We start from the raw sequence: 25,071 nt of genomic DNA on the forward strand, positions 1-25,071 counted from the left end.
ACCACGTGCACGCTCGAGCAATGTGAGGGAGCGCTGTTACAACGATTTACCTTCGGATCAGACCGCGAATTTCATGGTCAGCCAAGTCGAGCCATGATTTCGGATTGAATGGTCGTCGCGGTGTATAGGGAAGCATCGAGCGGCAGATTCCCAAATGCCAGTTGACAAAGAAGGTAGTTAGCACCTGCCTCTTCCAACTGACTGAGCAGAGCTTCTCGCACAGACGCTGCTGATCCTACAACGCACAATTCACTCTCGACTGCCGCATCGAAGGTCAGCGGCAGGTTGGGTGGAGTGGGGATAGCGTTAAGCTCGTAAAGGAATTGGAAGCTCTTGAGCCATCGTTCGTAAGCAGGTGCCGCGAGCGAATAGGCATGTGTGTCACAACGCCCAACCACGACCATGCGGAGCAATCCAATAAATGGCGCTCGATCGCCCGCGCCAGTGTTGTCCTCTTGATAGGCGCGGAACGCATCAGTAGTTTTGCGAACAGAAGAGGAAGGTCCTACACACGCGATATTTGCTCCATTCGCAGCGGCCCAGGCTGCGGACTCGGGTCGATTGGCGGCGACCCATGTCGGCGGATGTGGACGCTGATGAGGTCTTAGCGTCAAAGGAACGTCATTGAGCTCAAAATGGCGGCCTTGATAGCACAGCGTGCCAACCTTCATGGCATTAACAAGTATTTCAACAAGAATTTCGCTGGCTTCCGCATAGCGGCCCGGCACCGCGTCCGCACCAATCCCGAAGTAACCCAATTCGATCGGGAGAGCACCGCGCCCTATGCCCAGTTCGAGCCTGCCACCGCTCAACTGGTCCAGCATACAGATCTCTTCGAACGCACGCAGCGGATGATAAAGCGCAAGCAGCATCACCAAGGGTCCGAGACGCAGGCGCCGGGTGCGCTGGGCGACGCTCGATAAGAACAGATTCGGCGATGGACCTCTCCCATGGGGGGTACAGTGGTGCTCTGCGAGATGATAGGCATAGAACCCTAGCTGATCGCACGCCTCTGCTAATATCAGGCGATCTTCGTACTGCCGGGCGATATCGAGGCCGTCCTCGTCCAGATGATCGAAGATGCCGAAGGCTAGGTTTGAAGGAAAGACGTTTGTCACTCGATATTGTCCCCGATTTTAAAGAAAAATGTTGTCGTGCTTGGGTGACCAAGCAAGCCTAAAGATAGCAATGTGTGATATCGGATTAGCGTCAGCGTACCGAACGAGCAGAGCCTGACGCTCCCCTGCCCGTGGTGCTTGGTATGTTTAAGCTTCCAACTATATCGCGAGCGGCAGCAAGAAATGCATCCAATTGCTCTTTTGTGCCGATGCTGACGCGGATGCAATGTTCCAAACCATTGTCCGGAAAGTAGGCAACGAGTATCTTTTGCCTTTCCAAGGCTGCTTGCCACCATGAGCCGTCCTGTCCCGCTGGCACACGGGCTAGCAAGAAATTTGCGTGGGAGGGCGTTACGGAAAATCCAAGTTGCGACAGTGCGGCTGTCACTCGCTGTCGTTCATGTCTGATGTGCTTGTGGTTCTCTGCGTAGGCGCCGCGATGCGCAAGCACGCTGATACCAACCGCATGCCCGATCACGTTCATGTTGAAGACGTTCTGGATGTTGCGCAGCCTGCCAATAATCTCAGGGTGACCGAAACCGAAACCGACGCGAATGCCGGCGGCGGCATAGCTCTTCGAAAATGTTCTCAAGATCAGAAGGTTCGAATAACGGTTGATGAGGCGCAGCCCGTGATCGGGTGCAAAGTCGACATAGGCCTCATCAAGGACGACCAGGCGATCCGATTGTGCCACGAGGCGTTCGATATTGCTTATCGAGAGGAATGTTCCGGTCGGATTGTTTGGATTGGCCACCAGAATGAACTTGGCGTCTTTTGCCGGACCGGAAAGCAATTGCTCCATTGGCAGCGAATGAGTTTGACATCCGATCTCGAGAAACTCAGCACCATGCAACATGGCAAGTTTGCGGTTGAACGAAAACCCTGGCGATATCATCGCCACCTTGTCGCCAGGGGCGAGGAAAGCTCTGTAGATGAGTCCGAGCAGTTCAGACGACCCGTTGCCTGCGATGACCTGATCCGTGGATACCCCATAGGTATTGGACGCTGCTTCCCTCAAGCTGATGTTATCGTCGTCCGGATACAGATACTGGCGATTTAGGGCCGCCACTGCACTTTGCATTATAATTGGCGGCAACGGAAACGGGTTCTCATTCGTATTCAGCTTGACAAAACTTTTGTCCGGCGCTGGTCCGTTGGACGGCAGAGCATCTAACTGTCGCGTCCCTTGCGGAAGAGACGAAAGCACAGCTTGCAGTTTTGCATCGGACATATTTTATCTCCGTTTCAGTCGCACAGGGGCATCCGTATGAGCTCGCAACGAGAGCAACATGGCGGACGGATTGACGATGGCAGCGTCGCCTTTCACAAGATGGTCGCAACGCCGGCTGCCACGGGAATTCGGCCAGGCTGTCCTCGGTCGAATCGACTTGACGCGGACGCGGATCTGCATCCCTGCGCGGGCCAAGCCGCTAAGCGGTCTCAGCTAATCCGCCTGAGTCATGCTTTCACAGACGCTTGACCTCGATGCCGTATTTCCTCAGCACGTAGCCAATCTGGCGCGGGGTCAGTCCAAGCAGGCGCGCCGCCTTTGCCTGCACCCAGCCACATCTTTCCATGGCAGCAATGACGCGCTCGGCGTCGGTGGTCCTCGCGCCCAATGAGTGGGTTGCTCCGGCAGGCGGGACTGTGGTGGCGGCCGAACGAGCGGCCGCATCCGGCGGCGTGGCCGGATTCACTGCCTCTGGGAGGATTGGCGCTGGTTGCAGCGCGGCCTTGCCCGATCTGCTCTTCCGCAGCGCCTCGGCAAAGCATTGGTCGTGGGAGCACGCAAAGTCGTTTCTCCCGATTGATCGTCCCTCCGCCAGGATCGCTGTCCGGTGCACGCAATTTTCAAGCTCGCGAATGTTGCCGGGAAATTCACATTTCATCAGTACTTCAATCGCACGCGCATCGAAGGTCAGCGTACGGCCGTTCTCATCGTTGAAATTCTTGAGAAACTCAGCTGCGAGGAGCGGAATATCGCTGCGCCTTTGGCGTAATGCCGGCACCAGCAAGGGAACCACGTTGATGCGATAATATAGGTCGGCGCGGAACTCATTCCTTGCAACCGCCTCTTCAAGGTTCCTGTTCGTGGCGGCAATCACGCGAACGTCGACCTTGATGGTCTGGTTGCTGCCGACGCGCTCAAACTCCTGCTCCTGCAGCACGCGCAGTAGCTTTGCCTGGAAGGAGGCCGAGATCTCGCCGATCTCATCCAGAAACAACGTCCCCTTGTCGGCGAGCTCAAAGCGACCCTTGCGGGAATTGAACGCGCTTGTGAAGGCACCCTTCTCATGACCGAACAATTCGGATTCCAGGACTGTCTCTGGCAGCGCTGCACAATTGAGTTTGATGAAGGGCCGCTTGGCGCGCGGCGACAACTCGTGAATTGCCTTGGCGACCAGCTCCTTCCCGGTACCGGATTCGCCTCGCAACAGAACCGTGGTCTTTGCCTTAGCTACCACTGCGATCTTCTCGAGCAGCGCGCTTAGCGCCGGACTGTCGCCAATCATTCCCTTGACGTGAACCTTCTTGCGCTGCGGTGCAGGGTGCTTGACATCAGAGAATTGCGTTTGCAGCCGATCTTCCACCTCTGTCGGTAGTTCGCGGTCGCCCGCGGAGAAGCGGTGCAACTTGACTGTCTGTCCCACCATGTTGGCTATCATGGTGAGCAGCCGGACATCATAATCGAGCCGATACGTTGACCTGCTGTCCAAGGCGCGGTCGATAGTCAGCGTGCCTACGGCGTTCCCATCAACACGAATGGGAACGCCGATGAACGACACGGTGTCGGAGGCCCCAAGCACCTCTATGTCAGCGGCAGTGAAGGCCGAATGCACCGCTATGTTCTCGGCGACGAGCGGCGTGTCCGTCGTCACAATCAGATCGATTGCCTTGCGCGGCAGGCGCATCCGGGAGCGCTCATCGCTGTTCTCGTCGCAGCCGGTGACTACGGTGATGTCCAGTACGCCCTCAGCGTCGAAGAGAGCGATGATGCCGTGCCGCATCTGCACAAACGAGGGCAGGAGATCGACGACCTTGGCCAACGTGACTTCGAGCCGGGCGGGGTCGGTGAGTACTTTCGATATTTCGAAGATGCCGGTAAGCGCGTGCTCGTGCGATGGCACAAAAGGGACCGCGGTGTTCATCTCGGACTTTGGGTAAGCCCTTTTCGCATCCGGAAGCGAAATGCGGCACTCGCTCGCATTTTGTTCTGATTTGGGAATGTTGTGGTGCATATGATCCTCGATCTCGCGCCATGAAATGCATGCCGGCGGCATGTGCGCCCGCGACGTCGCGGGCAAGCGCGAAAATGCTCTGACGTGAACTCGTGCCACCGCCGTGTGGTCGAGTGCAAAGCGGGTCGACCCCTGACGCATCGCTTGGCTCTCCCTCCACGAAGCTTGGCCACGTTCTCGGCTTGCACGGGGGCAACCACACGTTGATTTTCAAAAGACTGGAGCGAGGCGGGATAGTCAATCGAGCTTTCTTTCATTCGTGAAAGGAAACCTCGCGGCCTATGATAGAATTCATCAGTTCTAATTTTTGTCGGCGATGTTGAACGACAGAAATACGGCGCCGGCGATGCGGTGCCCGAGCGGCTGACCGCGCCGAGTTGCCGGGCCGTGCCAGTCACCAGCGCCTGCGAACCAGGGGCGGGAGCGATAATCACTGCCGACGACACTGGTCGGTCGCGGCAATCGCCATTTCCTCGATATTGATGACGCAGATAAGGCGGCGGCGTCGCGTGTGAAGGCGCGAAGGTGGCGGTCGAGCGCGGCTTTCTCGGCGGTGCTCGGAACTTCTGAACCGCATCGTCGCGGTCAGCACTAGCGGCGTCAATCCCTACGTCTCGACGTCGCTTTCAAGCTGTCGCTGCAGCGGGAGCGCGGCAAAGAACACGGCAATTCTGCGCCCTGGTGCCAGCGATGCGGCCCTTCCCAAAGTCGGCAAACCGAGGAGCCCGCCACGATGTGCAGCAAAACCGCAAGCCAGATAGATCGACCGGCAATCTGCCGGAGAACATCAAGCGCGTGCTGGACGGCGGCCTTGTCATTCCCGTCTTGTGCCACCGCATTCATCCCATCATTGGCGAGCCCAACGTCAGTTCAGGTCATGCGGATCCATTTGGCATGGGTATTGCGGCGGCGTTGGTGCAGCGTTCGACCGGAGCGCCGCGATAGGGAGAAGCCCGGGAGAAGTCACGCCACCTCGATCCGGTCAGGGAGAGAGAAACAGTGTCAGCTGCACAAGTCCGCGGCGCGAGTCCCGCGCCCCGCAAACCCTTCTATGCCAAGCTTTACGCGCAGGTGCTTGCCGCCATCGCCCTCGGCGTCGCAATTGGCTATTTCTATCCGGGGACCGGCGAGAGCCTGAAGCCGCTGGGTGATGCCTTCATCAAGCTGGTCAAGATGATCATCGCGCCTGTCATCTTCCTGACAATTGCGACCGGCATTGCCGGCATGAACGATCTTCACAAGGTCGGCCGGGTCGCCGGCAAGGCAATGGTCTATTTCCTCACCTTCTCGACGCTGGCGCTGATCGTCGGCCTCATCGTCGCCAATGTCGTCCAGCCTGGCGCCGGCCTCAACATCGATCCGGCCTCGCTCGATGTCCAGGCCGTGAATACCTATGCCGCAAAGGCCCACGAGCAGTCGGTCACCGGCTTCCTGATGAACATCATCCCGCCAACGATAGTCGGCGCCTTCGCGGAAGGCGACATCCTGCAGGTGCTGTTCTTCTCGGTTCTGTTCGGCATGGCGCTCGCGATGGCCGGAGAGACGGGCAAGCCTGTCGTTTCCTTCCTTCAGGCGCTCATCGCGCCTGTCTTCAAGCTCGTCGGCATTCTGATGAAAGCCGCGCCGATCGGCGCTTTCGGCGCAATGGCCTTCACCATCGGCAGATATGGCATCGGTTCGGTCGTCAACCTCGCGATGCTGGTCGCGACGTTCTATTTCACCGCCTTCCTCTTCGTGTTCGGGGTTCTCGGCGCGGTCTGCCGCTACAACGGCTTTTCGATCTGTTCTCTCATTCGCTACATCAAGGAAGAGCTGCTGCTTGTCCTCGCAACGTCCTCCTCGGAGGCCGCGCTCCCCTCGCTCATGCAGAAGATGGAGAAGGCGGGCGCCAGGCGTTCGGTTGTGGGTCTCGTCATCCCGGCCGGATATTCGTTCAATCTGGACGGCACGAATATCTACATGACCCTGGCGGCCCTCTTCATCGCGCAGGCGACGAACACCGATCTGTCAATCGGCGATCAGGTGCTGCTGCTGCTCGTTGCGATGCTTTCCTCCAAGGGCGCTGCAGGTGTGACAGGTGCGGGCTTCATCACCCTGGCTGCTACGCTCGCCGTAGTTCCGAGTGTTCCCGTTGCTGGGATGGCCCTGATACTCGGCATCGACCGCTTCATGTCCGAATGCCGGGCGTTGACGAATTGCGTTGGTAACGCAGTGGCATCCCTCGTCGTCGCCCGCTGGGAAGGAGAATTGGACCAAGCGCAGATGAAAGCCGCCTTCTGCGGTCATCAGCTTGCCGAGGCATCAAACCGGCTATCCTCCGCCGAGTAAGGGCGACGCACCGCGACCGGTTTCGCCAAGCTGTTCACATGACCTGAACGATCGACTCGCAGGCTCTAAACGGCGCCTCACGGACCATGTATCAGAAGCGCTAAATGTGTGAGTGCAAATCATCGCCGCCCTAAGCGAATGAACCTTCCGTTATACCCGGCCGGTCTACGTCTGGAGTAGTCCAATACGCTGTCGATCATTCAGTATGCGGGCGTCTTCACTTTGCCCACCCGAAAGCATTGTCGAATCGCGCTAGGTGACAGAGAGCCAGCCTGCGTCAAAAACCAATCAGAATAGGACCCATGACCAAGCGCCCCACAATTACCGATCTCGCCCGCGAAGCCCGAGTCAGCGTAGCAACGGTCGATCGGGTTCTGAACGCCCGCCATCCGGTGCGCGAGGAGACCGCGCGGCGGGTCCACGACGCCGCCCACGCGATCGGCTATCATGCTGCCGGGCTCATCAAGCAGCGCTTGCGGCGAGACCTACCGTGCTACCGTCTGGGCTTCATCTTGAGAAAACCGGCCCAGCATTTCTACCAAGACTTTGCGCGCGAGGTCGAAGCGTCGGTCAATTTGGCCCAGTCCTTCCACGGCATTCCGCTCATCCAATTCGCCCCGTCACATATGCCGAGCGACCTAATCGCACCGCTCAAGGATTTGGGCGCACGCTGCCATGCGATCGCGATGGTGGCACCGGAGCACCCAAAAATTACAGCAGCGGTTGAGGACCTCAAGGCCAAAGGCATTCCGGTTTTCTCGCTGCTTTCCGACTTCGCCGCCGGCGTGCGACAGGGCTATATCGGCCTCAACAACCGCAAGGTGGGGCGCACGGCCGCTTGGATGGTGTCGAAGGTCGCAAAACGGCCCGGCAAGGTGGCGGTGTTTGTCGGTAGCCATCGTTTCCAGGGGCACGAGCTCCGTGACGTCGGCTTTCGCTCCTATTGCCGTGAGAACGCGCCGACGTTCGAGGTGCTCGATCCGCTTGTGAACCTGGAGAAACGGCAGGTCACCTACGAGGCAACGCTTGATCTCATGCAGCGGGAACCCGAGCTCGTCGGCTTCTATGTCGCCGGGGGCGGCATGGAGGGCGCCATCTCCGCGGTCCGGGAAGAGGGTAAAAGTCGCGATCTCGTCGCGATCGTGAATGAAATCACGCCGGAATCTCGGGCGGCACTCGCTGATAACATCATCACGATGGCGGTCGCCACGCCAATGCGCCGGCTTTCCCAGGAGCTGATAACGCTGATGACGCGGGCTATCGAGACCGGCACTGCTGAAACACCAGGACAGACATTTCTGCCGTTCGACATTCATCTGCCGGAAAATATATGAAACTGATGGCTTCTATCGTAAGCGGGGAAGTTTCCTTTCATAAATGAGAGAAAGTTGATTGATGATCCCATCCACGCGGGGTAGCCGCACCCCACAGGCCTCAGCCGCGGCCCAGGATGAAGCCAATTGGGTGAACGGATCGGCCACGCGTTCAGGCGGAAGCGCGAGGTCGCGACCGGCTTCATTGCCAACATCTCGACGTTGTCGGTCCAGGGCGGTGTCGTCAAGGATGCCTCACGCCAGTAGCCGAGCGAGGCCGGCACAGTCCGTTGGGATTGACCTCGTCGACCGGCATCTCCTCGCCTGGCCGCGCGTGAAAAGCCGCGGCAAGGCCGGCAAAGTTGGCATTTGAGTGGGGCTAGACATCTTCTGGGACTTCGCACGCGAAATCGGAGGCGGCAGTCAACTCAGCACCAACCCGGGCATGTGTTCTGCTCGTTCCTGGCCCTCGTACTCAGCAAGGAACTGCGCCGCTCTGCCGAGCCAAAGGCCTGACGCCCGAATGGCAACCGCTCCTACGCGATCGCGACCGCCTCCAGGAAGCCCGAGACGCTCAATAGCTTTCAAGCAAAGGCGCCAGGCGAGATGCCTCCTGCAACATCATTTCCCGCATCCACAGGCTTGCCGGATCAGTATTGTGAAGCGCGGGCCATTGGACGGCCTCCGTGAATGCGGGATGAGGAAGTGGCGGCGGAAGTTCGACGATCCGCAGGGGTGTTGTTTTTGCGAAATGCTGCGCCAGCCGTAAGGGCATGGTCCCGATGCGGTTGGTGCCTGATAGGACGGGCGCGATCAGGCTAAAGCCCTGTACGACGACCTCGATACGTCTCTCGAAACCGTGCTCGAGCAAATACCACTCCTCCATGGTGGGCTGCCGGGTGTGCCTGAATTTGAGCACGACATGCCCCATCGACAAGTATCGCTCGAATGTAAGTGGCTCTGACAGCTGCTTGTTCGTGCCGCAGCCTACGCATACGAGCATATCTTCGAACAGGGCTGCGCGAGGATGTTTCGACATGAACACTTCCGGCATAATCAGAAAATCAACGTCGCCGCGCCGGAGAAGCTCCTCGGGGTCGTCGCAAATAGGCAGACATTCGAAGCGGACGGCGGGAGCTTCCCGCGCAGTACGCTCTACGATCCTCTTAAAAAGCACGAGCGTGAGGTAATCGGAAAGCATGATTCGGAAGAGACGATCCGATTGGGCTGGGTTAAAGGCGTCGGAGGAAATAATCGATAGCTGGATGTGCAGCAATGCGTCCCGGACTGCTGGGGCAAGCCCCTCCGCGCGCGGTGTCAAAATGAGCTCGCGGCCGTTCATCGTAAATAGCTCATTGCTGAAGTAGGCGCGTAACCGAGCGACGGCGGCGCTCATGGCCGGCTGGCTCAGGTTAATACTGTTGGCCGCGGCAGTGACTTTACGCTCCCTGATCAGAGCGTCCAGCACAACGAGGAGATTCAGATCCAGCCCCTTAAACCGCATATCCTGATCTATCCAGCGTGTGGATGGGCATCATCTAAACAATCAATTTTACGAATTTACGAACCATGCATTAGAGGAACGTAAATGACCGACGTCAAGCTCAAATCGACGGCGCCGCGACGGGCGGGAACATCGAGAGAGCTCATGGCGAGCCCCACCGGCTGGCTCACCTTCGCTAACGACAACGGTTGAGTGCAGCCAACAACGCCGCCGCTTTGGCCGGGTAATGCGGCCCGCAAGAAACTATTTTGAAGAGAGGTCCTGAATGCGCCCTCAGGTGCAGTGGAAATTGTGCTGGGAAAACGAGTTGCAGCTCTCGGACCACGTCGAGCTCGCCCAGTTCTTTCGTAATACCTACGGGCCGACTGGGGCGTCCAACGCAGAACCGTTCGAAGGTAGTCGAAGCTGGGCCGGCGCCAGGCCTGAACTCCGCGCAATCGCCTATGATTCGAACGGTGTAGCGGCTCACATGGGCATACTGCGCCGTTTCATCAAGGTTGACGCGGTCGATCTGTTGGTGGCTGAGCTGGGCCTGTACGGGGTACGTCCGGATCTTGAGAGTCTCGGAATCGCCCATTCAATCCATGTCGTGCTTCCAATACTGCAGGAGCTTGGCGTTCCATTCGCTTTCGGAACCGTCCGGCACGCGCTGCGGAATCATGTTGAGAGGTTCGGGCGGCGATACAGCCCTTTGGCCGTCTTGTCGGGAATTCGCGTGCGCTCCACCCGACCAGAGGCGCGCCTCGACCTGCCGCCCACACGCATTGATGACGCACTCACCATTGTTCTGCCAGTTGGACGGCCGATCAGCGAATGGCCCACGGGCACGATGATCGATCGGAACGGACCAGAGCTATGAGCCGTCCCGATTGCTTGTACGAAGTGCGCCGTGAGTGCTCTGACGGCACCGGCCGTCGCAGCGTTTATCTGACGTTTGACGACGGTCCCAATCCACTTTTCACACCGGAGATTCTGGATGTGCTGGCAGAGCAGCGGGTGCCGGCCACTTTCTTCGTCATCGGCGCCTACGCCTTAGAGCACCCGGATCTAATCCAACGAATGTTTGCAGAAGGGCACGAGCTAGGCAACCACACGATGACTCATCCGGATCTGTACAAATGCGGCTTCGGCGAAGTGCAACGTGAGATCTTTGAAGCGAACGGCGCCATCATGAGGGCGTGCCCTCAGGCCTCGGTGCGCTATATTCGCGCGCCCTACGGGGCCTGGAGCGAAGAAGTCTTCACAGCGTCACAGATCGCCGGGCTGACGGCCCTCCATTGGTCCGTCGACCCTCGAGATTGGTCTCGCCCTGGGGTCGACGCGATTATCGATACCGTGCTCGCCTCTGTCCGGCCGGGCGCAATCGTACTCTTGCACGACGGATGCCCTCCCGGCGAGTTGAGCCAGGGCGCTCACGCCGGTCTGCGCGACCAGACGGTCACGGCGCTGTCCCGGCTGATTCCAGCACTTCATGAGCGCGGATTTGTAATCCGCTCACTTCCTCAACATCACTGAACAAACGAGATCCCATGACTCTTCTTGGTACAACCAGCACTGTGGCCATTTCGCTTTATGCACTGCTCTCGACTGCTTATAAGAGCATGCAGGGGATTTATGCTCTGCCGACAAACGACTCATCGGCGTTGGAGGATCTCGTCGGCTCCGATCAACTGCCCAGCGTGGATGTCATCGTCCCCTGCTTCAACGAGGATCCGCGCACGCTTTCAGAGTGCCTGGCGTCCATTGCAGACCAAGAATACGCCGGAAGACTTCGGGTCTATGTGGTTGATGACGGTTCTGGAAATCGCGAAGCCGTACGAACTGTCCACGAAACCTACGCGCGCGACCCTAGGTTCGACATCATTTTGCTTCCCGAGAATGTTGGAAAGCGCAAGGCGCAGATCGCCGCGATACGCCGCTCATCCGGGGATTTGGTGCTTAACGTTGATTCAGACACGATACTCGCGTCCGACGTCATCACCAAGCTTGTACCGAAGATGCGAGATCCAGCGGTCGGCGCAGTCATGGGTCAGTTGATTGCCAGTAACCGGAGCGAGAGCTGGCTGACAAGGCTGATAGACATGGAGTACTGGCTGGCTTGCAACGAGGAGCGCGCGGCACAGGCTCGCTTCGGTGCCGTTATGTGCTGTTGCGGCCCATGTGCCATGTACCGCCGGTCTGCGCTCCTTTTGTTACTGGACCAGTACGAGTCGCAATTTTTTCGGGGCAAGCCAAGCGACTTCGGGGAGGATCGCCATCTCACTATCCTCATGCTGAAAGCAGGCTTTCGAACCGAGTACGTTCCGGGCGCCATCGCGGCCACAGTCGTTCCGAACAGACTCGGACCGTATCTGCGCCAACAACTCCGTTGGGCACGAAGCACATTCCGGGACACGCTGCTTGGGCTGCGCTTGCTGCCCGGCCTCAATAGCTATCTCACGTTGGACGTGGTCGGACAGAATCTCGGGCCGCTACTCCTCGCCCTATCGGTACTAACGGGCCTCGCACATTTCGCACTGACAGGCACTGTGCCTTGGTGGACAGGACTGATGATTGTGTCCATGACCATGCTCCGATGCAGCGTGGTAGCATTTCGTGCTCGACAGTTTCGATTTCTGGGCTTTTCCCTGCACACGTTCATCAACATCTTTCTCTTACTTCCCTTGAAGGCCTACGCGCTGTGTACATTGAGCAATAGCGATTGGCTGTCGCGAAGCTCTGCTGTCGCTACATCGAACACTGGGGGAAAACAGGCCCCCACCCAAACTCCGATCACTGGATCAAGCAGGGCAGAATTCTCACCGCATGCGGCTCCGCTTCGCAGGCTCAATCTTGCGCGGATTCTTCGGGATTAGCGCTGTCGAGCAACATCTGCGGCGACGAGTGATCGCTAATTACCTAGGTGGACGAGAGGTGGACGAGTTTGACCCAGAACATGAATCATCAGTTGCTCGATCGGGAATTGGCCGCAGACGATCCGTGGCGCCTCGACGGCAATCCGTTCGAGCGGGAGCGCCACACGCAAATGCTCCAGCTGGCGCTTGCCCAAGGCTCCATTACAAATGCCCTCGAAGTCGGGTGCGCTGCCGGCGCATTCACGGAAAAACTAGCCCCCTACTGCCAAGGGCTCACCGTCATCGATGTCGTGGCGCAAGCGATAGCTCGAGCACGTCAACGGATAAAGAAGCCGCCGCGCATCAACTGGATAGTCTCCGATGTTCAACAGTTTTCGACCGACGAGTTGTTTGACCTGATCGTTGTGGCGGAGGTCCTATACTACCTCGAAGACATAGCCGAGATGCGCGCGGCCGTCAAAAACCTGGTGCGGGTGCTTGCGCCAGGCGGGCATCTGATCTTCGGATCGGCAAGGGATGCTAATTGCCGTCGCTGGGGTCACGCCGCTGGTGCTGAGCCGGTCATCGCCATGCTGAACGAAACGTTGATCGAGGTAGAGCGTCTTGAGTGTCGGGGCGAGTCGGTCAACGAAGACTGCTTGCTCGTCCGTTTCCGGAACCCGCTTTCCACTTCCTGATGAATCGAATCTATCGCCGTTAACGTGGAGACACTATGCGCATCTGTGGTACCAAGCTGACCCATGATGGGGCGATCGCCCTTGTCGAGGATGGACGGCTCGTCTTCTGCGTTGAGCAGGAAAAGCGGCACAACAATCCGCGTTATCAAACCATCGATAATCTCGACGCAATTGTCGCCGCTTTGGCGGAACAGGGGCTAAATCCTTGTGATGTCGATCAGTTCGTTATCGACGGCTGGGATGGCGAAGACGAGTCACAGTTTCAGGTCCGGCAGGCAACAGCAACCGCCAGTCGTGGCGACGCTCTCGGTAAAATGAACCCATGTCCACGGTAACGATCGATCTTACTGACGTAAGCAAAACTTATGACAAGCTCGTTGTCGACAGACTGTCGTTCCGCGTTACGGCGGGGGAATGCTTCGGGCTCTTGGGACCGAACGGCGCGGGCAAAAGCACGATTGCGCGTATGGTCCTCGGCATGACATCGCCTGATGCGGGGAAGATTACTGTGCTCGGCGCTCCAGTGCCGGCGCGCGCGCGTTTGGCACGTATGCGCATCGGCGTGGTGCCGCAGTTCGACAATCTTGATAACGCGTTCACTGTACGCGAGAACCTGTTGGTGTTCGGGCGCTACTTCCGGATGAGCAGACGCCAGATCGAAGCGGTCATACCGTCGCTGCTTGAGTTCGCCCGCCTCGAGAACAAAGCGGATGCGCGCGTCGCCGAACTGTCCGGCGGCATGAAGCGGCGCCTGACGCTCGCGCGTGCGCTGATCAATGACCCGCACTTGCTAGTGATGGACGAGCCGACCACCGGCCTCGATCCGCAGGCCCGCCACCTGATCTGGGAACGGCTGCGATCGCTGCTGGCGCGGGGCAAGACTATTCTTTTGACTACCCATTTCATGGAAGAGGCCGAGCGGCTGTGCGATCGGCTGTGCGTTATGGAGGAGGGGCGCAAGATCGCCGAAGGCCGCCCGTCCGCACTCATTGACGAGCAGATCGGCTGTGACGTGGTCGAGGTCTACGGCGGCAATCCGCATGAACTGGGTGCGCTGATCCGGCCGTACGCACAGCGCATCGAGGTGAGCGGTGAGACGCTTTTTTGCTATGCACCCGATCCGGAGCAGGTGCTGGTGCAGCTACGCGGGCGCGCGGGTCTGCGCCTTCTGCAGCGTCCCCCCAATCTCGAGGATGTGTTCTTGCGGCTAACCGGGCGCGAGATGGAGGACTGAACAATGGGCGAACGTTATGCGGCGGCCATGCCCGCCAATGCATGGAATTGGGTCGCGGTTTGGCGCCGCAACTATCTTGGATGGAAGAAAATCGGGCTTGCATCGGTTCTCGGCAACCTCGCCGATCCGATGATCTATCTGTTCGGTCTCGGCTTTGGCATCGGAACAATGATAGGTCCTGTTGAGGGCACTTCGTACATTGCGTTTCTCGCGGCTGGCATGGTTGCCACAAGCGCGATGGCATCGGCGACTGCTGAAACGGTTTACGGGAGTTTCGGCCGCATGGACAACCAGCGCACCTGGGAAGGAATGCTATGCACTCAGCTGACGCTCGGCGATATCTTACTCGGCGAATTGGCGTGGGCAGCCACCAAGGCCCTGATGGCGGGCACAGCAATCACTATTGTTGCCACCACGCTCGGCTACACATCGTGGCCATCCATCCTCTGCTTGCTGCCAGTCATCGCTCTCAGTGGCCTCGCCTTCGCGAGTCTAGCGATGGTCGTCACGGCGCTTGCGCCCAGTTATGAATATTTCATATTTTATAATACGCTTGTTATAACACCCATGCTGTTCCTTTGCGGCGCGATGTTTCCGGTCAACCAATTGCCCGGCGCTTTTCAGGACGTCGCCTCCTTGTTGCCGCTCGCACATGCAATTGACCTCATTCGTCCGGCGATGCTTGGCCGTCCGGCCGGCAGCATGGGCCTGCATATCGGCGCGCTTTGCATATACACGGTTTTGCCGTTCTTCCTATCGGTTGCTCTATTTCGTCGTCGGCTGATGCGTTGACGCTACTCACCATTCGTAAAATTGATTCTTTGGGCGATACCCATCCACGCGTCGGATAGGTCAATACATGCGTTTTAAGGGACTTGATCTAAATCTCCTCGTTGTGCTGGACGCTTTGATCAGGGAGCGTAAAGTCACCGCCGCGGCCCGCAGTATTAACCTGAGTCAGCCGGCCATGAGCGCCGCCGTCGGTCGGTTACGCGCCTATTTCAGCGATGAGCTATTTACGATGAACGGCCGCGAACTCATTTTGACACCGCGCGCGGAGGGGCTCGCCACAGCAGTCCGGGAGGCATTGCTGCACATCCAGCTGTCGATTATTTCCTGGGACGCCTTTAACCCGGCCCGATCGGATCGTCGCTTCCGCATCATCCTTTCCGATTACCTCACGCTCGTATTTTTTAAGAAGATCGTAAAGCGTGCTGCGCGGGAAGCTCCCGCCGTCCGCTTCGAATGTCTGCTTATTTCCGACGACCCCGAGGAGCTTCTCCGGCGCGGCGACGTTGATTTTCTGATTATGCCGGAAGTGTTCATGTCGAAACATCCTCGCGCAGCCCTGTTCGAAGATATACTCGTATGCGTAGGCTGCGGCACGAACAAGCAGCTGTCAGAGCCACTTACATTCGACCGATACTTGTCGATGGGGCAGGTTGTGCTTAAATTCGGGGACACCCGGCAGCCCTCCATCGAGGAATGGTATTTGCTCGAGAACGGTTTCGAGAGACGTATCGAGGTCGTCGTACAGGGCTTTAGCATGATCCCGCCCCTTATATCAGGCACCAACCGCATCGGGACAATGCCCTTACGGTTGGCGCAGCATTTCGCAAAATTAACACCCCTGCGGATTGTCGAACTTCCGCCGCCACTTCCTGCCGCATTCACGGAGGCCGTCCAATGGCCTGCGCTTCACAATAATGATCCGGCAAGCCTATGGATGCGGGAAATGATGTTGCAGGAGGCATCTCGTATGATTACCCCGCCTAAGAGCACCGGACGTCTCAGTTGTCGGCCGACGACCCCTCGGTTATGAGAGGAGGCATGGATGGCGATTGGGATTGGGCGATTCCTGCATTGTCGAGAACGATGCAGGGAGAGCAGCTCCTTCAGCCTGAAGAGGTGGCAGCGATGCTGCCGCTGCATGAGCTTGGCTGGGGAACCGACGGGCGAACGAATTCGGGTGCGCTCGCAACACGGTGCCTCGGTATCTAAGCGAGGGCGGGACTGTTCCGTTTCGCAAGCCTGTGCGGCCGACTCGTTTGACGGACTGGACGATTGGCTGCGGGAGCGCTTCTTCCCCCATGGCTCGGGCTGGATGACGATCTCGACCCGCTCCAGATGCGCCGGGAACGCCTTGCGCGGTCGCGCAGCACGTCGCGGCTCGCCTGTCGGTCTTGCGGCCTCGAGCTCGGACTCAATCGCGCCGAGCCCGGTCTGGATTTCGAAGGCGAAGGCCTGCTGGGCACGTTCGAGCTTCTCGGAGCTGCGACCGAAGCGGCGCGCTCCAGCTGCTTGACGATCCCATGAAGGTCGGCGATCCTCTCCTGGGCACGCTCGTTGAGTGTCGCCATCCGGACGATCTCGGCCTTGAGTGTTTCGCTCCGGAGTTGTTGCAGTTCGGCCTTCTCCGCCGCCATGGCGACGAACATCGCCTTGAGCGGATCGATTTCGTGGGGACGGGCCGAAGCGCTTCTCGTCATGACGCCGACAGGAGCTTATGTTGCACGGCCTGAGGCCCGCCTTTTGCGCCTGAGTCACTTCGCCACGGCCTATCCGGCCGACGTCGGACGCCGTCTCCGTTCGGCTCAAACGCGCCAGTCCATGCCTTCGACGAGCGCCATCAGTTCGGCGCGGCAAGCCGGATCACGCCGTTCTCCACCCGCGGCCAGCGGAACTTGTCCTCGTCCAGCGCTTACGGTGCGGGTATGCCGGCGTCGAGCAAACAGAGAGAAGTTTGGGGCCGACCCAGGACGGCCCCGTTACGAAGTGTTGTCCTGGTGGTTTGAGTGTCGAATCTTCAGATCGATTGCTTGGGCGACCAGCGTCCCCGCCGCCAGCGAGCCCGCAACTGCTCAGCAGAAGGGCGAAGTGAACGTGAGTGCATCCATTTCGTAAATGTGTGTCTATCCAAGCAATCGATTTCTCTAATTATCCGACGAGGAATATGAACGCGTCAGGCAGGGTGCATCATTAGGAGTATTTTCGATGGCAAAGATTATCGAGGGTGGCCCGGGTTCCGAAACACTCCTCGGCACCGAGCTTGAAGATTGGATGGAGGGTTTCCAGGGCAATGACTGGATTGACGGTCGTGCCGGCAACGACGAGATCTCGGCTGGCCCGGGCAGTGACCGAGCCATTGGCGGCGAGGGTAACGACCGCATCTTCGGCGGAGATGGCTGGGACGATCTCTCCGGCGACAACGGCCGCTTCAACGCGCGCATCTCCGGTGAGGACAATGACAGGCTCAGCGGCGGTCCCGGCCAGGATGTCCTCTACGTGGGTGACGGCCAGGATACGTTGACCGGGGGCACCGACAATGACACCTTCGTGTTCCAGTTCCACAATCCGGTGCCTGGGGTCGACCCGAGTGTCGGGTCGAAGCCGGACATTACCACTATCACCGATTTCAACCCGGCGGAGGACAAGTTCGCCTTCGATGCGGTGGGCCTCTACAACGACGGTTTTGGCGCGAACTTCGTCAACAACGCCAGCATACAGTCCGGCTACCCGGTGAGCAGCTTCTACAGTGGTGCGGCCTCGGGTGCGAACGGCGAACACGTCGTGGTGATCACTGGCGAATCTTTCAACTCTGCTTCTGAAGCCGCGAGTGCGATCTCCGGCGAGCACGCCGGCGACATCATTGTCTACCAAAGCAGCTACAGCGACAGAGTCGCAACTCTGGCCTATGTCACCGCCGAGAACAACGGGCATGAGTTCGCCCACCTGGGCGGTGTGGTCACCGTGGCCGACCTAGGCCTGACCGCGTCGGACTTCACCTTCGTTTGATCCAGAAAACCCATACGGAACAGCGCCCCGCCCCTGGGCGGGCGCTTTCCGTCTCCGCTACTTGCGATGGGCCGGGGCGCCCGGGAGCAGTCGCAGCGTGTACAGCTTGACGAAGCCCTGCACGTCGCGCTGGTCGTACACCGAAATCTCCCTGAACGCGTGGAGGCGGAAGCCTGTTCGGGCCCTTGCGGCCGGCCACGATGACGTTGCCCTTCCAAACCTTCAGCCGGACGGTGTTGTTGTTGACCCGCTCCATTAGATGCCAAACCAAACATATTCGGCGGGAGCACTGATCCTGAATCAGCGAGTCGGTTGCCGCTCGGGGAGCAATATAGGGAGCTGGGTCGCCAGATCCTCACGGAGACCTACGTGAGTAACCATTCCTTGAAGGATTCAGCTTTGAGACCTTTCCCTCTGACTTCCGCTATTTGGGGAATTCTGTTGATCAGCGGCGTGGTCAACGTGCTTGCGCTGATCTCGCCGCTGTTCATGCTTCAGGTCTACGACCGCGTTCTGGCAAGTGGCAGCGTATCGACGCTAGTGGGGCTCGTCGTGCTTGCTGCAGGGCTTTATGCGTTCCAATGCCTGCTGGACGTTTTGCGCGCCCGCGTGCTGCTGCGGATTGGCGAGCGTTTCGATGAACAGTTTTCCGGACGCGTTCACGATGCGATCGTTCGCCTTCCGCTTTTAACGCGCATGCCGGGCGACGGCTTGCAGCCGCTTCGCGACCTCGACAATATTCGCGGATTCTTAGGTGGAAACGGTCCGACAGCGTTCTTCGATCTGCCATGGATGCTGCTTTATCTTGCCATTTGCTTCCTCCTTCATTTCTGGATCGGCATGACGGCACTTATCGGGGCGATCGGTCTCACATCTCTGACACTTCTTACCAACACTCTCTCGCAACGGCCGATACGCGAGACCATTGCCCACGACATGGTGCGCAATGGCCTACTGCAAGCAGCGCGTTGCAATGCCGAGGTCGTGCAAGCTCTCGGTCTCGGAAAGCGGATCGCTGCCCGATGGCACAAGGCCAATGCCGAGTATCTGGCCGCCAACCGGAAAGCTGGGGACGTGGCAGGTGGGCTGGGTGGCATTGCAAAGTCGTTGCGCGTGCTGCTGCAATCGGCCATTCTTGCCGTCGGCGCGTACCTTGTCATCAGGCAGGAGGCTACGGCCGGGGTCATGATTGCCAGTTCGATCATGATGGGGCGTGCGCTGGCTCCGGTCGATCTGGCCATTTCAAGCTGGAAACCCTTCCTCATGGCGCGCCAGGGTTGGGCGCGGCTGGAGGACCTCCTGGGAACGGTTCCTGAAACCGCTCCTGTTATGCCAATGCCTGCACCTGAACGCGAACTCCGCCTCGAAGGCGTGACAATCGTTCCGCCCGGCGAAAGGAAGCCGACCGTGACCGGCCTTGCGTTTGCCGTTCAGGCGGGAAGCGCACTCGGGATCATCGGTGCATCGGGTTCGGGCAAGTCGACACTCTCGCGCGCCATCGTCGGCGCATGGGCGCCGGTCGCCGGAAAGGTTCGCATCGACAGCGCAAGCCTCGATCAATGGGACCGGGAAGCGCTAGGCCGTCATATCGGCTATTTGCCGCAAGGTGTTGAACTATTCGACGGCACCATTGCCGAAAACATCGCTCGTTTTGAAGATAATCCTGACCCTGAGGCTATTGTCACCGCGGCGAAAGCAGCGGGCACGCACGAACTGATCCTCCGATTTGAGCACGGCTACGAAACTCCGATTGGTGAGGCCGGATCGGCACTTTCCGCCGGGCAGCGCCAGCGTATCGGTCTTGCCCGTGCTCTTTATCGAGACCCTTTCCTTGTTGTGCTGGATGAACCCAATGCCAATCTCGATGCGGAAGGCGAGGCTGCGGTTGTCAAGGCGATCGCCTCCGTGCGCGAGCGCAAGGGCATTGCGGTTGTCGTTGCCCATCGGCCGAGCGCCATCCGCGCCGTGGATTTGGTGTTGGTGATGGAAGGTGGACGGCAGCGAGCATTCGGTGCGCGTGATGAGGCGCTTTCCAAAGTCCTTAAGGGGGCAGCGATGGCATCAGGCGCTGGGGTCAAGGCCATCGAGTCTACACAGGATAACGAGCGCGCTGACATGGAGGATCCCGGTGTCCGGCATTCATCAGAACAATGACGTTTCCAGGTCCATTCGCCGGCACCTGGTGGCGGGCCTGCTGGCGAGCGTGATCTTTGTGGGAGGAGCCGGAGCCTGGGCGGCCTTCACGAATCTCTCCGGCGCGGTTGTCGCGTCCGGACACTTTGTCGTCGATTCCTATGTGAAGAAGGTGCAGCACCCGACCGGCGGGGTGGTGGGAGAAATCCTGGTGAGCGAAGGTGATAAAGTAAAAGCCGGCGACATCCTCATGCGGCTCGACGCCACCCAGACGCGCGCCACTCTCGCTGTAGTCACCAAGCGGCTCGATGAGCTGGCCGCCAACCTGGCACGACTCGAAGCTGAGCGTGACGATCTGGCGGAGATCGCCTTCCCGGACTGGCTGCTCGCCCGCAGAGATGTTCCGGACGTAGCTTCGGCAGTACATGGCGAGACGCGGCTGTTCGAATTCCGCAGACAATCCCGCGACGGAAGGCAGGCGCAGCTAGCGGAACGCATCACTCAATATGAGCACGAGATCGAGGGGCTCAAGGCGCAGGCAATCGCTTGTGAGAAAAGCACCGAGATCCTCCAAAAGGAAATTGCTGCCCTGAGTGGGCTGCGCGACCAAGGCATTGTCTCGGACCAACGCTTGAACAGTCTGAAGACGCAGGTTGCCACTTTCGGCGGCGAACGCGGTGAGAAGATTGCACATCAGGCACAGACGGCAGCCCGCATAGCCGAAACGCGCCTGCAGATCCTGCAGATCGATCCGGATTTCAAGACGGAAGTCGGCCAGGAGCTCAGAGAGGTTCAGGCGCAGGTTGGGGAATATGTTGAGCGCAAGGTGGCGGCTGAACAGGAACTGCGACGGATCGATATTGTCGCGCCGCAGTCAGGCGCCATTCAACAACTCGCAGTTCATACGGTCGGAGGAGTGATCACGCCCGCCGATCCGATTATGCTAATCGTGCCGGAAGGCGACGATCTTGCGCTTGAAGCACGAATCACCCCGAAGGACATCGACCAAATCCAGCTTGGTCACAAGGCCGTGCTGCGGATGTCAGCCTTCAATCTGAGGACCACGCCGGTATTGAACGGATATGTCAGCCGGATCGCAGCCGATCTGGCGACGGACGAAAAAAACGGCGTTTCGTATTACCTGGTGCGTCTGTCGGTTCCGCATGCGGAACTGACGAAGCTCAAGGACCTGACGCTCGTGCCCGGCATGCCGGCCGAAGCGATGATCCAGACGGGCGAGCGTACGGCGCTTTCTTATTTTGTGAAGCCGCTGTCGGACCAAATCAGTCGCGCATTCCATGAGGAATGAAAGTAACCACAGAAACATTTTGTTGGTATTCTTGTTGGTTGTTACGCATGCATGAGAGTCATAACCGTCTGAAAACACAGCCATACTTTCCTCAGTTGGATTCCGCCTCTGACTCAGATTCGTGGTTCCACGGTCATTTTGCCCTTCCAAGTCGCCGACCATTCAGTTCTTGGCCTCGAGCGCATTAAGATACCCATCATCGTACACAAAGGCTGGAAAAGAGTCCGGTGTCTTGAGCGATCCTGAGGTCTGGAGACCTAGGGTGAGCCTGCAAGCACAGGGCTAGGACATGATTGAGCGTCTGCAATATTCGGACAGGTACATAGGAAGACAGGCAGGCGTCAAAAACGCGCTTTCAACGCGCTAAACCGATGCTACGCACCCCGAGCGTCTTGCCGCCCTCGCTCCCGCCGGTAGGAATCAATCGCGAGCAGGCTGCGACGTTCATCGGCGTAAGCTCAACGACCTTTGATGAAATGGTCCAGGACGGCCGGATGCCCCAGCCACGAATGCCGAGCAAGGGGCGCATTGTTTGGGACGTCGAGGAACTTGTATTGGCCTTTCGAAAGCTCCCTCACCGCCAAATCGGAGGAGCACCAAAGCTTGACGAAGATTCGCCGCCACTAGACAATCCTTGGGATCGAAAACCACGAACATGACGGATGAGCCCGTGAAAATCGATCTTAAGGGCGTAGTGAAGGACACTGATCGCCACGGCAATGATCGGTACTATTTTCGCGCACCGGGTCGGAAGAAGGTCCGGCTCCGTGAACCGACCGGCAGCGACGAGTTCCTCGAGGAACTGCGGTGCGCGCGCGCCGAGGTCACTTATGTTCGGCCCGGCACTCTTCCCGAGATTTGCCGGCGCCTCCCCAAGCCTTCCGAGCCAGCGAAGAAAGGCACGTTGCTGTGGCTTTGCCAGGAGTATTACCGTCGGGGCGGCACGGAAATCACCCAAGACACTATGGCGCGCCGACGAGCAATTCTGGAGCGCGTATGCGAATTACCTCATCCCCTCGAAGGTGACCCGGATCCTCAGTATCCCACCAAGGGATCTCTGCCATTCGCCGGTATGAAACGGTCTCATGTTAAGGAGATCAGGGACACCAGGCTCGACGCCCTTGGCGCGGCAAACAATATCGTAAAAGCCATCAGCGCGATGTTTGAGTGGGCAAAGGACACAGAGATTCCGGGCGTCGACTCCAATCCCGCCCGCGGCATCAGACGGCTAAAGAGCGGCGACGGCTGGCACCCATGGGACGTGTCGGAGATCGTTCAATATGAGAAGCGGCATCCGCTGGGTACCGCAGCCAGACGTGCGCTCTCGATCTTCATGTTTACTGGCCTGCGGTTGTCCGACGTCGCGATCTTCGGTCGACAGCACATCACGCTCGTCTACAACGAGGAGACCGAGCAGTGGGAGAAGTGGATCAGAATTAAGCCTGGGAAGACCAGTCGTAACAAGGATGCGGTGTTGGTGGAGCTCCCGCTTCTGCCCGAACTAGAGGCGGAACTTGAGCACACGCCCTCCGACCAGATGACCTTCCTGGTCAATGAGTATGGTCGCCCGTTCTCGGAGAACGGTCTGGGCAACAAGATGCGCCAGTGGTGTGATCAAGCTGAGCTGCCGCACTGCAGTGCTCATGGAATTCGCAAGGCCGGCGCGACGATCGCCGCTGAGAACGGCGCGACGCACGAGCAGCTGAAGGCGATATATGGGTGGACTACGTACCAGCAGCCCGACCACTACATCAAGAAAGCGCGTCGCCGGAAGGTAGCGAGAGCGGCGAAATACCTGCTGGTTATCGATCGAAAAGAGAACAAAATTGTCCCACTTTCTGAGGGGGTTGAAAGAGGTGGGACAAAAATGGCCAAAAAATCCAATTAAATCAACGGCCACAAAAGCCAATGGTGGGCCCGGAGGGACTCGAACCCCCAACCAAGCGGTTATGAGCCGCCGGCTCTAACCATTGAGCTACAGGCCCCACGGCGCTGGATTAGTGTTTTTCCCTGAACCGCACAAGGCTTTCCAACGGCTTTCCGAGCAGGCGTTCCAAGGGGCTGGCAGAGATCGCCCAAATCAGCCCATATTGATAACCTATTGCACGTCGCCCATTGGACGCGGCCTACTCGGCGGCCTTGGGATCCCAGATCGAGGAGATTTTATGACCAGACGTATTTTGCCCCTGGCGATCGCCGCCGCAGTCGCATTTCCGGCGATCGCGGCCGCCGCCGATTCACCACCGCCGCCGCGTATCGTCGTCACCGGTGAAGGCGAGGCGGCGATAGCACCCGATCTGGCTCTGCTGACGCTCAGCGTCATGCGCGAAGCCAAGACGGCACGTGCAGCGCTCGATGCCAATAACGACGCCATGGCCGCGGTGATCGCTGCAATGAAATCATCCGGCATCAAGGAGCGCGACCTGCAGACCGCGGGCATCCAGATCAACCCGCGCTATAACTACACCAACAAGCCCGACGGCAGCCAGGAGGCCGAGCTTGTCGCCTATCAGGTGACCAACACGCTGTCGGTGCGCATCCGCGACATCGACAAGACCGGCGACATTCTCGACAAGGCGGTGTCGCTCGGCGTCAACCAGGGCGGCGGCATCTCCTTCTCCAACGACGATCCGGCGGCAGCCGTCACCGAGGCGCGCAAGAAGGCCGTCGCCAATGCCATGGCCAAGGCCAAGACGCTGGCCGAAGCGGCCGGCGTCGGCATCGGCCGGGTCCTGGAAATCACCGACCAGAATTTCGCACCACCGCCGATGCCGATCAACGCCAAGGCATTCGATGCCGCTGGCGCGTCCGTCCCGGTGCAAGCCGGCGAGAATTCCTATACCGCACAGGTGACGGTGACTTTCGAATTGAAATGATCATCGCTTGCAGCATGCAAAACCCCGGAGGATCGATCCTCCGGGGTTTTTGAGCCGCGCTTTCCGTCCTGGCGGAAAGGGCTCCGCTACTCTACCGGCTGCAAGTCAACCGGCCGCACGCCCGAAGACCTTAGCGATAGATGATCGGACAGCCGCGCTCGTTGGCAAATACGATCACGACACGGTCGCCATACTGGCGGCCGGCGACCTTGACCGTGCGGCGGTTGATGTCGATGATGCGGGCGCGGTGCAGGCCCATGCGTTCGGCCTTGTCGATGGCACGCTCCGGCGAACAGGACCGGCGCCAGCCGCCATGACGGCGGTGTTCGCGATAGTAACCATCATCTTCGTCGCCGGTATAGACGCCGACGCGCGGGTCCTGGTTGTTGCCGAAGCCGAGATAGATGCTGTCCGCATGGGCGGGGATGGCAGCAAGCGTGCCAAGACCGACAAGAGCCGAAAGAGCCGCGGTCTTGATGGTGTTGAACATTGTCTTCTCTCCTTGTTGAGGGTTTCCACCCGTTTTCGTCGAACCTATGGGAGGAGAATGCACCCGCCTGTCTGAATTTTTTGCGAACCGGCCATTCATCTCCAGTTCATGAGGCAGAACCGGAATAGTCTCTCGCTTCTGAAGGCGGTGCTATGGACGGCGGTGCTACATAGGGTGGATAGCATGGTGGATGGACAACG

General features: G+C 58.9%; 20 protein-coding genes, 1 tRNA gene and 3 pseudogenes. 17 read left to right on the plus strand and 7 right to left on the minus strand.

Annotated elements, in window-relative coordinates:
• Positions 1–77 precede the first annotated feature (77 nt).
• The 3 genes from NKH50_RS11820 to nifA all read right to left on the minus strand — a co-directional run bounded on the left by NKH50_RS11820 (position 78) and on the right by nifA (position 4,357).
• Entirely contained in the window at positions 78–1,118 is a 1,041-nt protein-coding gene (locus tag NKH50_RS11820; RefSeq protein WP_023678254.1) for an LLM class flavin-dependent oxidoreductase, read from the minus strand.
• A 91-nt stretch (positions 1,119–1,209) separates the two neighbouring features.
• Positions 1,210–2,349, minus strand: coding sequence for a histidinol-phosphate transaminase (hisC, locus tag NKH50_RS11825; RefSeq protein ID WP_023678255.1), 1,140 nt, complete (start codon positions 2,347–2,349; stop codon positions 1,210–1,212).
• A gap of 235 nt (positions 2,350–2,584) precedes the next feature.
• Positions 2,585–4,357: a nif-specific transcriptional activator NifA gene (gene nifA / locus NKH50_RS11830; protein ID WP_502906857.1), complete on the minus strand. Its 1,773-nt coding sequence runs from the start codon at positions 4,355–4,357 to the stop codon at positions 2,585–2,587.
• Between the two features lie 735 nt (positions 4,358–5,092).
• Between nifA and NKH50_RS11835 the strand changes: the two genes are divergently transcribed.
• The 3 genes from NKH50_RS11835 to NKH50_RS11845 all read left to right on the plus strand — a co-directional run bounded on the left by NKH50_RS11835 (position 5,093) and on the right by NKH50_RS11845 (position 8,019).
• A complete protein-coding gene (locus tag NKH50_RS11835) occupies positions 5,093–5,302 on the plus strand; it encodes a hypothetical protein (protein WP_352878866.1) in 210 nt (69 codons plus the stop codon).
• Positions 5,303–5,356: 54 nt separating this feature from the next.
• On the plus strand, positions 5,357–6,685 hold the full coding sequence (locus tag NKH50_RS11840) for a dicarboxylate/amino acid:cation symporter (RefSeq protein ID WP_352615322.1): 1,329 nt from the start codon (positions 5,357–5,359) through the stop codon (positions 6,683–6,685).
• Between the two features lie 302 nt (positions 6,686–6,987).
• Positions 6,988–8,019, plus strand: a complete 1,032-nt coding sequence (locus tag NKH50_RS11845) for a LacI family DNA-binding transcriptional regulator (protein WP_352878869.1) — start codon at positions 6,988–6,990, stop codon at positions 8,017–8,019.
• Between the two features lie 553 nt (positions 8,020–8,572).
• Here the strand turns inward: NKH50_RS11845 and NKH50_RS11850 are convergent.
• Positions 8,573–9,502 (minus strand): LysR family transcriptional regulator, encoded by a 930-nt coding sequence (locus NKH50_RS11850; RefSeq protein ID WP_352591353.1) that lies wholly within the window; start codon positions 9,500–9,502, stop codon positions 8,573–8,575.
• A 265-nt stretch (positions 9,503–9,767) separates the two neighbouring features.
• On the opposite strand from NKH50_RS11850, the gene NKH50_RS11855 reads away from it, so the two are divergent.
• The 9 genes and pseudogenes from NKH50_RS11855 to NKH50_RS11895 all read left to right on the plus strand — a co-directional run.
• Positions 9,768–10,361, plus strand: coding sequence for a NodA family N-acyltransferase (locus NKH50_RS11855; RefSeq protein WP_352483781.1), 594 nt, complete (start codon positions 9,768–9,770; stop codon positions 10,359–10,361).
• The gene (gene nodB / locus NKH50_RS11860; protein WP_352457035.1) at positions 10,358–11,017 is read left to right on the plus strand and encodes a chitooligosaccharide deacetylase NodB; all 660 of its coding nucleotides are present in this window, start codon (positions 10,358–10,360) and stop codon (positions 11,015–11,017) included. The genes NKH50_RS11855 and nodB overlap by 4 nt, the downstream gene beginning before the upstream one ends.
• A gap of 14 nt (positions 11,018–11,031) precedes the next feature.
• On the plus strand, positions 11,032–12,357 hold the full coding sequence (nodC, locus tag NKH50_RS11865; protein ID WP_352609807.1) for a chitooligosaccharide synthase NodC: 1,326 nt from the start codon (positions 11,032–11,034) through the stop codon (positions 12,355–12,357).
• An 80-nt stretch (positions 12,358–12,437) separates the two neighbouring features.
• Positions 12,438–13,034, plus strand: coding sequence for a nodulation methyltransferase NodS (gene nodS, locus NKH50_RS11870; protein ID WP_352609840.1), 597 nt, complete (start codon positions 12,438–12,440; stop codon positions 13,032–13,034).
• 35 nt (positions 13,035–13,069) lie between these two features.
• Positions 13,070–13,318 (plus strand): annotated as a pseudogene (locus NKH50_RS11875) (carbamoyltransferase N-terminal domain-containing protein); the annotation flags it as partial.
• A gap of 38 nt (positions 13,319–13,356) precedes the next feature.
• Positions 13,357–14,268, plus strand: coding sequence for a nodulation factor ABC transporter ATP-binding protein NodI (gene nodI, locus NKH50_RS11880; RefSeq protein WP_352609809.1), 912 nt, complete (start codon positions 13,357–13,359; stop codon positions 14,266–14,268).
• A gap of 3 nt (positions 14,269–14,271) precedes the next feature.
• Positions 14,272–15,060 carry an ABC transporter permease gene (locus tag NKH50_RS11885; RefSeq protein WP_352450738.1) on the plus strand — a complete coding sequence of 263 codons (789 nt, stop codon included), beginning with the start codon at positions 14,272–14,274 and terminating at the stop codon, positions 15,058–15,060.
• A 67-nt stretch (positions 15,061–15,127) separates the two neighbouring features.
• On the plus strand, positions 15,128–16,090 hold the full coding sequence (locus NKH50_RS11890; protein WP_352684243.1) for a LysR family transcriptional regulator: 963 nt from the start codon (positions 15,128–15,130) through the stop codon (positions 16,088–16,090).
• A gap of 8 nt (positions 16,091–16,098) precedes the next feature.
• A pseudogene (locus NKH50_RS11895) lies at positions 16,099–16,360 on the plus strand (hypothetical protein); the annotation flags it as partial.
• A 29-nt stretch (positions 16,361–16,389) separates the two neighbouring features.
• Here the strand turns inward: NKH50_RS11895 and NKH50_RS11900 are convergent.
• A pseudogene (locus NKH50_RS11900) lies at positions 16,390–16,815 on the minus strand (transposase domain-containing protein); the annotation flags it as partial.
• 447 nt (positions 16,816–17,262) lie between these two features.
• Between NKH50_RS11900 and NKH50_RS11905 the strand changes: the two are divergent.
• The 4 genes from NKH50_RS11905 to NKH50_RS11920 all read left to right on the plus strand — a co-directional run bounded on the left by NKH50_RS11905 (position 17,263) and on the right by NKH50_RS11920 (position 23,393).
• Complete coding sequence (locus NKH50_RS11905) at positions 17,263–18,063, plus strand: calcium-binding protein (protein WP_352753910.1); 801 nt, start codon at positions 17,263–17,265, stop codon at positions 18,061–18,063.
• 384 nt (positions 18,064–18,447) lie between these two features.
• The gene (locus NKH50_RS11910) at positions 18,448–20,217 is read left to right on the plus strand and encodes a type I secretion system permease/ATPase (RefSeq protein WP_352753399.1); all 1,770 of its coding nucleotides are present in this window, start codon (positions 18,448–18,450) and stop codon (positions 20,215–20,217) included.
• Positions 20,192–21,505, plus strand: a complete 1,314-nt coding sequence (locus NKH50_RS11915; RefSeq protein WP_352548197.1) for an HlyD family type I secretion periplasmic adaptor subunit — start codon at positions 20,192–20,194, stop codon at positions 21,503–21,505. The genes NKH50_RS11910 and NKH50_RS11915 overlap by 26 nt, the downstream gene beginning before the upstream one ends.
• 655 nt (positions 21,506–22,160) lie before the next feature.
• Positions 22,161–23,393 carry a tyrosine-type recombinase/integrase gene (locus tag NKH50_RS11920; RefSeq protein ID WP_352878875.1) on the plus strand — a complete coding sequence of 411 codons (1,233 nt, stop codon included), beginning with the start codon at positions 22,161–22,163 and terminating at the stop codon, positions 23,391–23,393.
• Positions 23,394–23,414: 21 nt separating this feature from the next.
• On the opposite strand, the gene NKH50_RS11925 is transcribed toward NKH50_RS11920, so the two are convergent.
• Positions 23,415–23,490: transfer RNA gene (locus NKH50_RS11925), tRNA-Ile, on the minus strand.
• Positions 23,491–23,670: 180 nt separating this feature from the next.
• Here NKH50_RS11925 and NKH50_RS11930 point away from each other — a divergent pair.
• Positions 23,671–24,381: an SIMPL domain-containing protein gene (locus NKH50_RS11930; RefSeq protein WP_352506781.1), complete on the plus strand. Its 711-nt coding sequence runs from the start codon at positions 23,671–23,673 to the stop codon at positions 24,379–24,381.
• Positions 24,382–24,511: 130 nt separating this feature from the next.
• Here the strand turns inward: NKH50_RS11930 and NKH50_RS11935 are convergent, their stop codons facing one another.
• The gene (locus NKH50_RS11935) at positions 24,512–24,871 is read right to left on the minus strand and encodes a hypothetical protein (RefSeq protein WP_023678277.1); all 360 of its coding nucleotides are present in this window, start codon (positions 24,869–24,871) and stop codon (positions 24,512–24,514) included.
• Positions 24,872–25,071: the final 200 nt, after the last annotated feature.

The organism is Mesorhizobium sp. M1027, assembly GCF_040318745.1.
Taxonomy (GTDB): domain Bacteria; phylum Pseudomonadota; class Alphaproteobacteria; order Rhizobiales; family Rhizobiaceae; genus Mesorhizobium.

Bases quoted from the DNA above. Each gene is read 5' to 3' on its own strand.
- NKH50_RS11935 (WP_023678277.1), bottom strand. From the start codon at position 24,871: ATGTTCAACACCATCAAGACCGCGGCTCTTTCGGCTCTTGTCGGTCTT.
- nodI (WP_352609809.1), top strand. From the start codon at position 13,357: ATGTCCACGGTAACGATCGATCTTACTGACGTAAGCAAAACTTATGAC.
- NKH50_RS11855 (WP_352483781.1), top strand. From the start codon at position 9,768: ATGCGCCCTCAGGTGCAGTGGAAATTGTGCTGGGAAAACGAGTTGCAG.
- nifA (WP_502906857.1), bottom strand. From the start codon at position 4,357: ATGCACCACAACATTCCCAAATCAGAACAAAATGCGAGCGAGTGCCGC.
- NKH50_RS11845 (WP_352878869.1), top strand. From the start codon at position 6,988: ATGACCAAGCGCCCCACAATTACCGATCTCGCCCGCGAAGCCCGAGTC.
- nodC (WP_352609807.1), top strand. From the start codon at position 11,032: ATGACTCTTCTTGGTACAACCAGCACTGTGGCCATTTCGCTTTATGCA.
- NKH50_RS11890 (WP_352684243.1), top strand. From the start codon at position 15,128: ATGCGTTTTAAGGGACTTGATCTAAATCTCCTCGTTGTGCTGGACGCT.
- NKH50_RS11885 (WP_352450738.1), top strand. From the start codon at position 14,272: ATGGGCGAACGTTATGCGGCGGCCATGCCCGCCAATGCATGGAATTGG.
- NKH50_RS11930 (WP_352506781.1), top strand. From the start codon at position 23,671: ATGACCAGACGTATTTTGCCCCTGGCGATCGCCGCCGCAGTCGCATTT.
- NKH50_RS11850 (WP_352591353.1), bottom strand. From the start codon at position 9,502: ATGCGGTTTAAGGGGCTGGATCTGAATCTCCTCGTTGTGCTGGACGCT.
- hisC (WP_023678255.1), bottom strand. From the start codon at position 2,349: ATGTCCGATGCAAAACTGCAAGCTGTGCTTTCGTCTCTTCCGCAAGGG.
- nodS (WP_352609840.1), top strand. From the start codon at position 12,438: ATGAATCATCAGTTGCTCGATCGGGAATTGGCCGCAGACGATCCGTGG.
- NKH50_RS11920 (WP_352878875.1), top strand. From the start codon at position 22,161: ATGACGGATGAGCCCGTGAAAATCGATCTTAAGGGCGTAGTGAAGGAC.
- nodB (WP_352457035.1), top strand. From the start codon at position 10,358: ATGAGCCGTCCCGATTGCTTGTACGAAGTGCGCCGTGAGTGCTCTGAC.
- NKH50_RS11905 (WP_352753910.1), top strand. From the start codon at position 17,263: ATGGCAAAGATTATCGAGGGTGGCCCGGGTTCCGAAACACTCCTCGGC.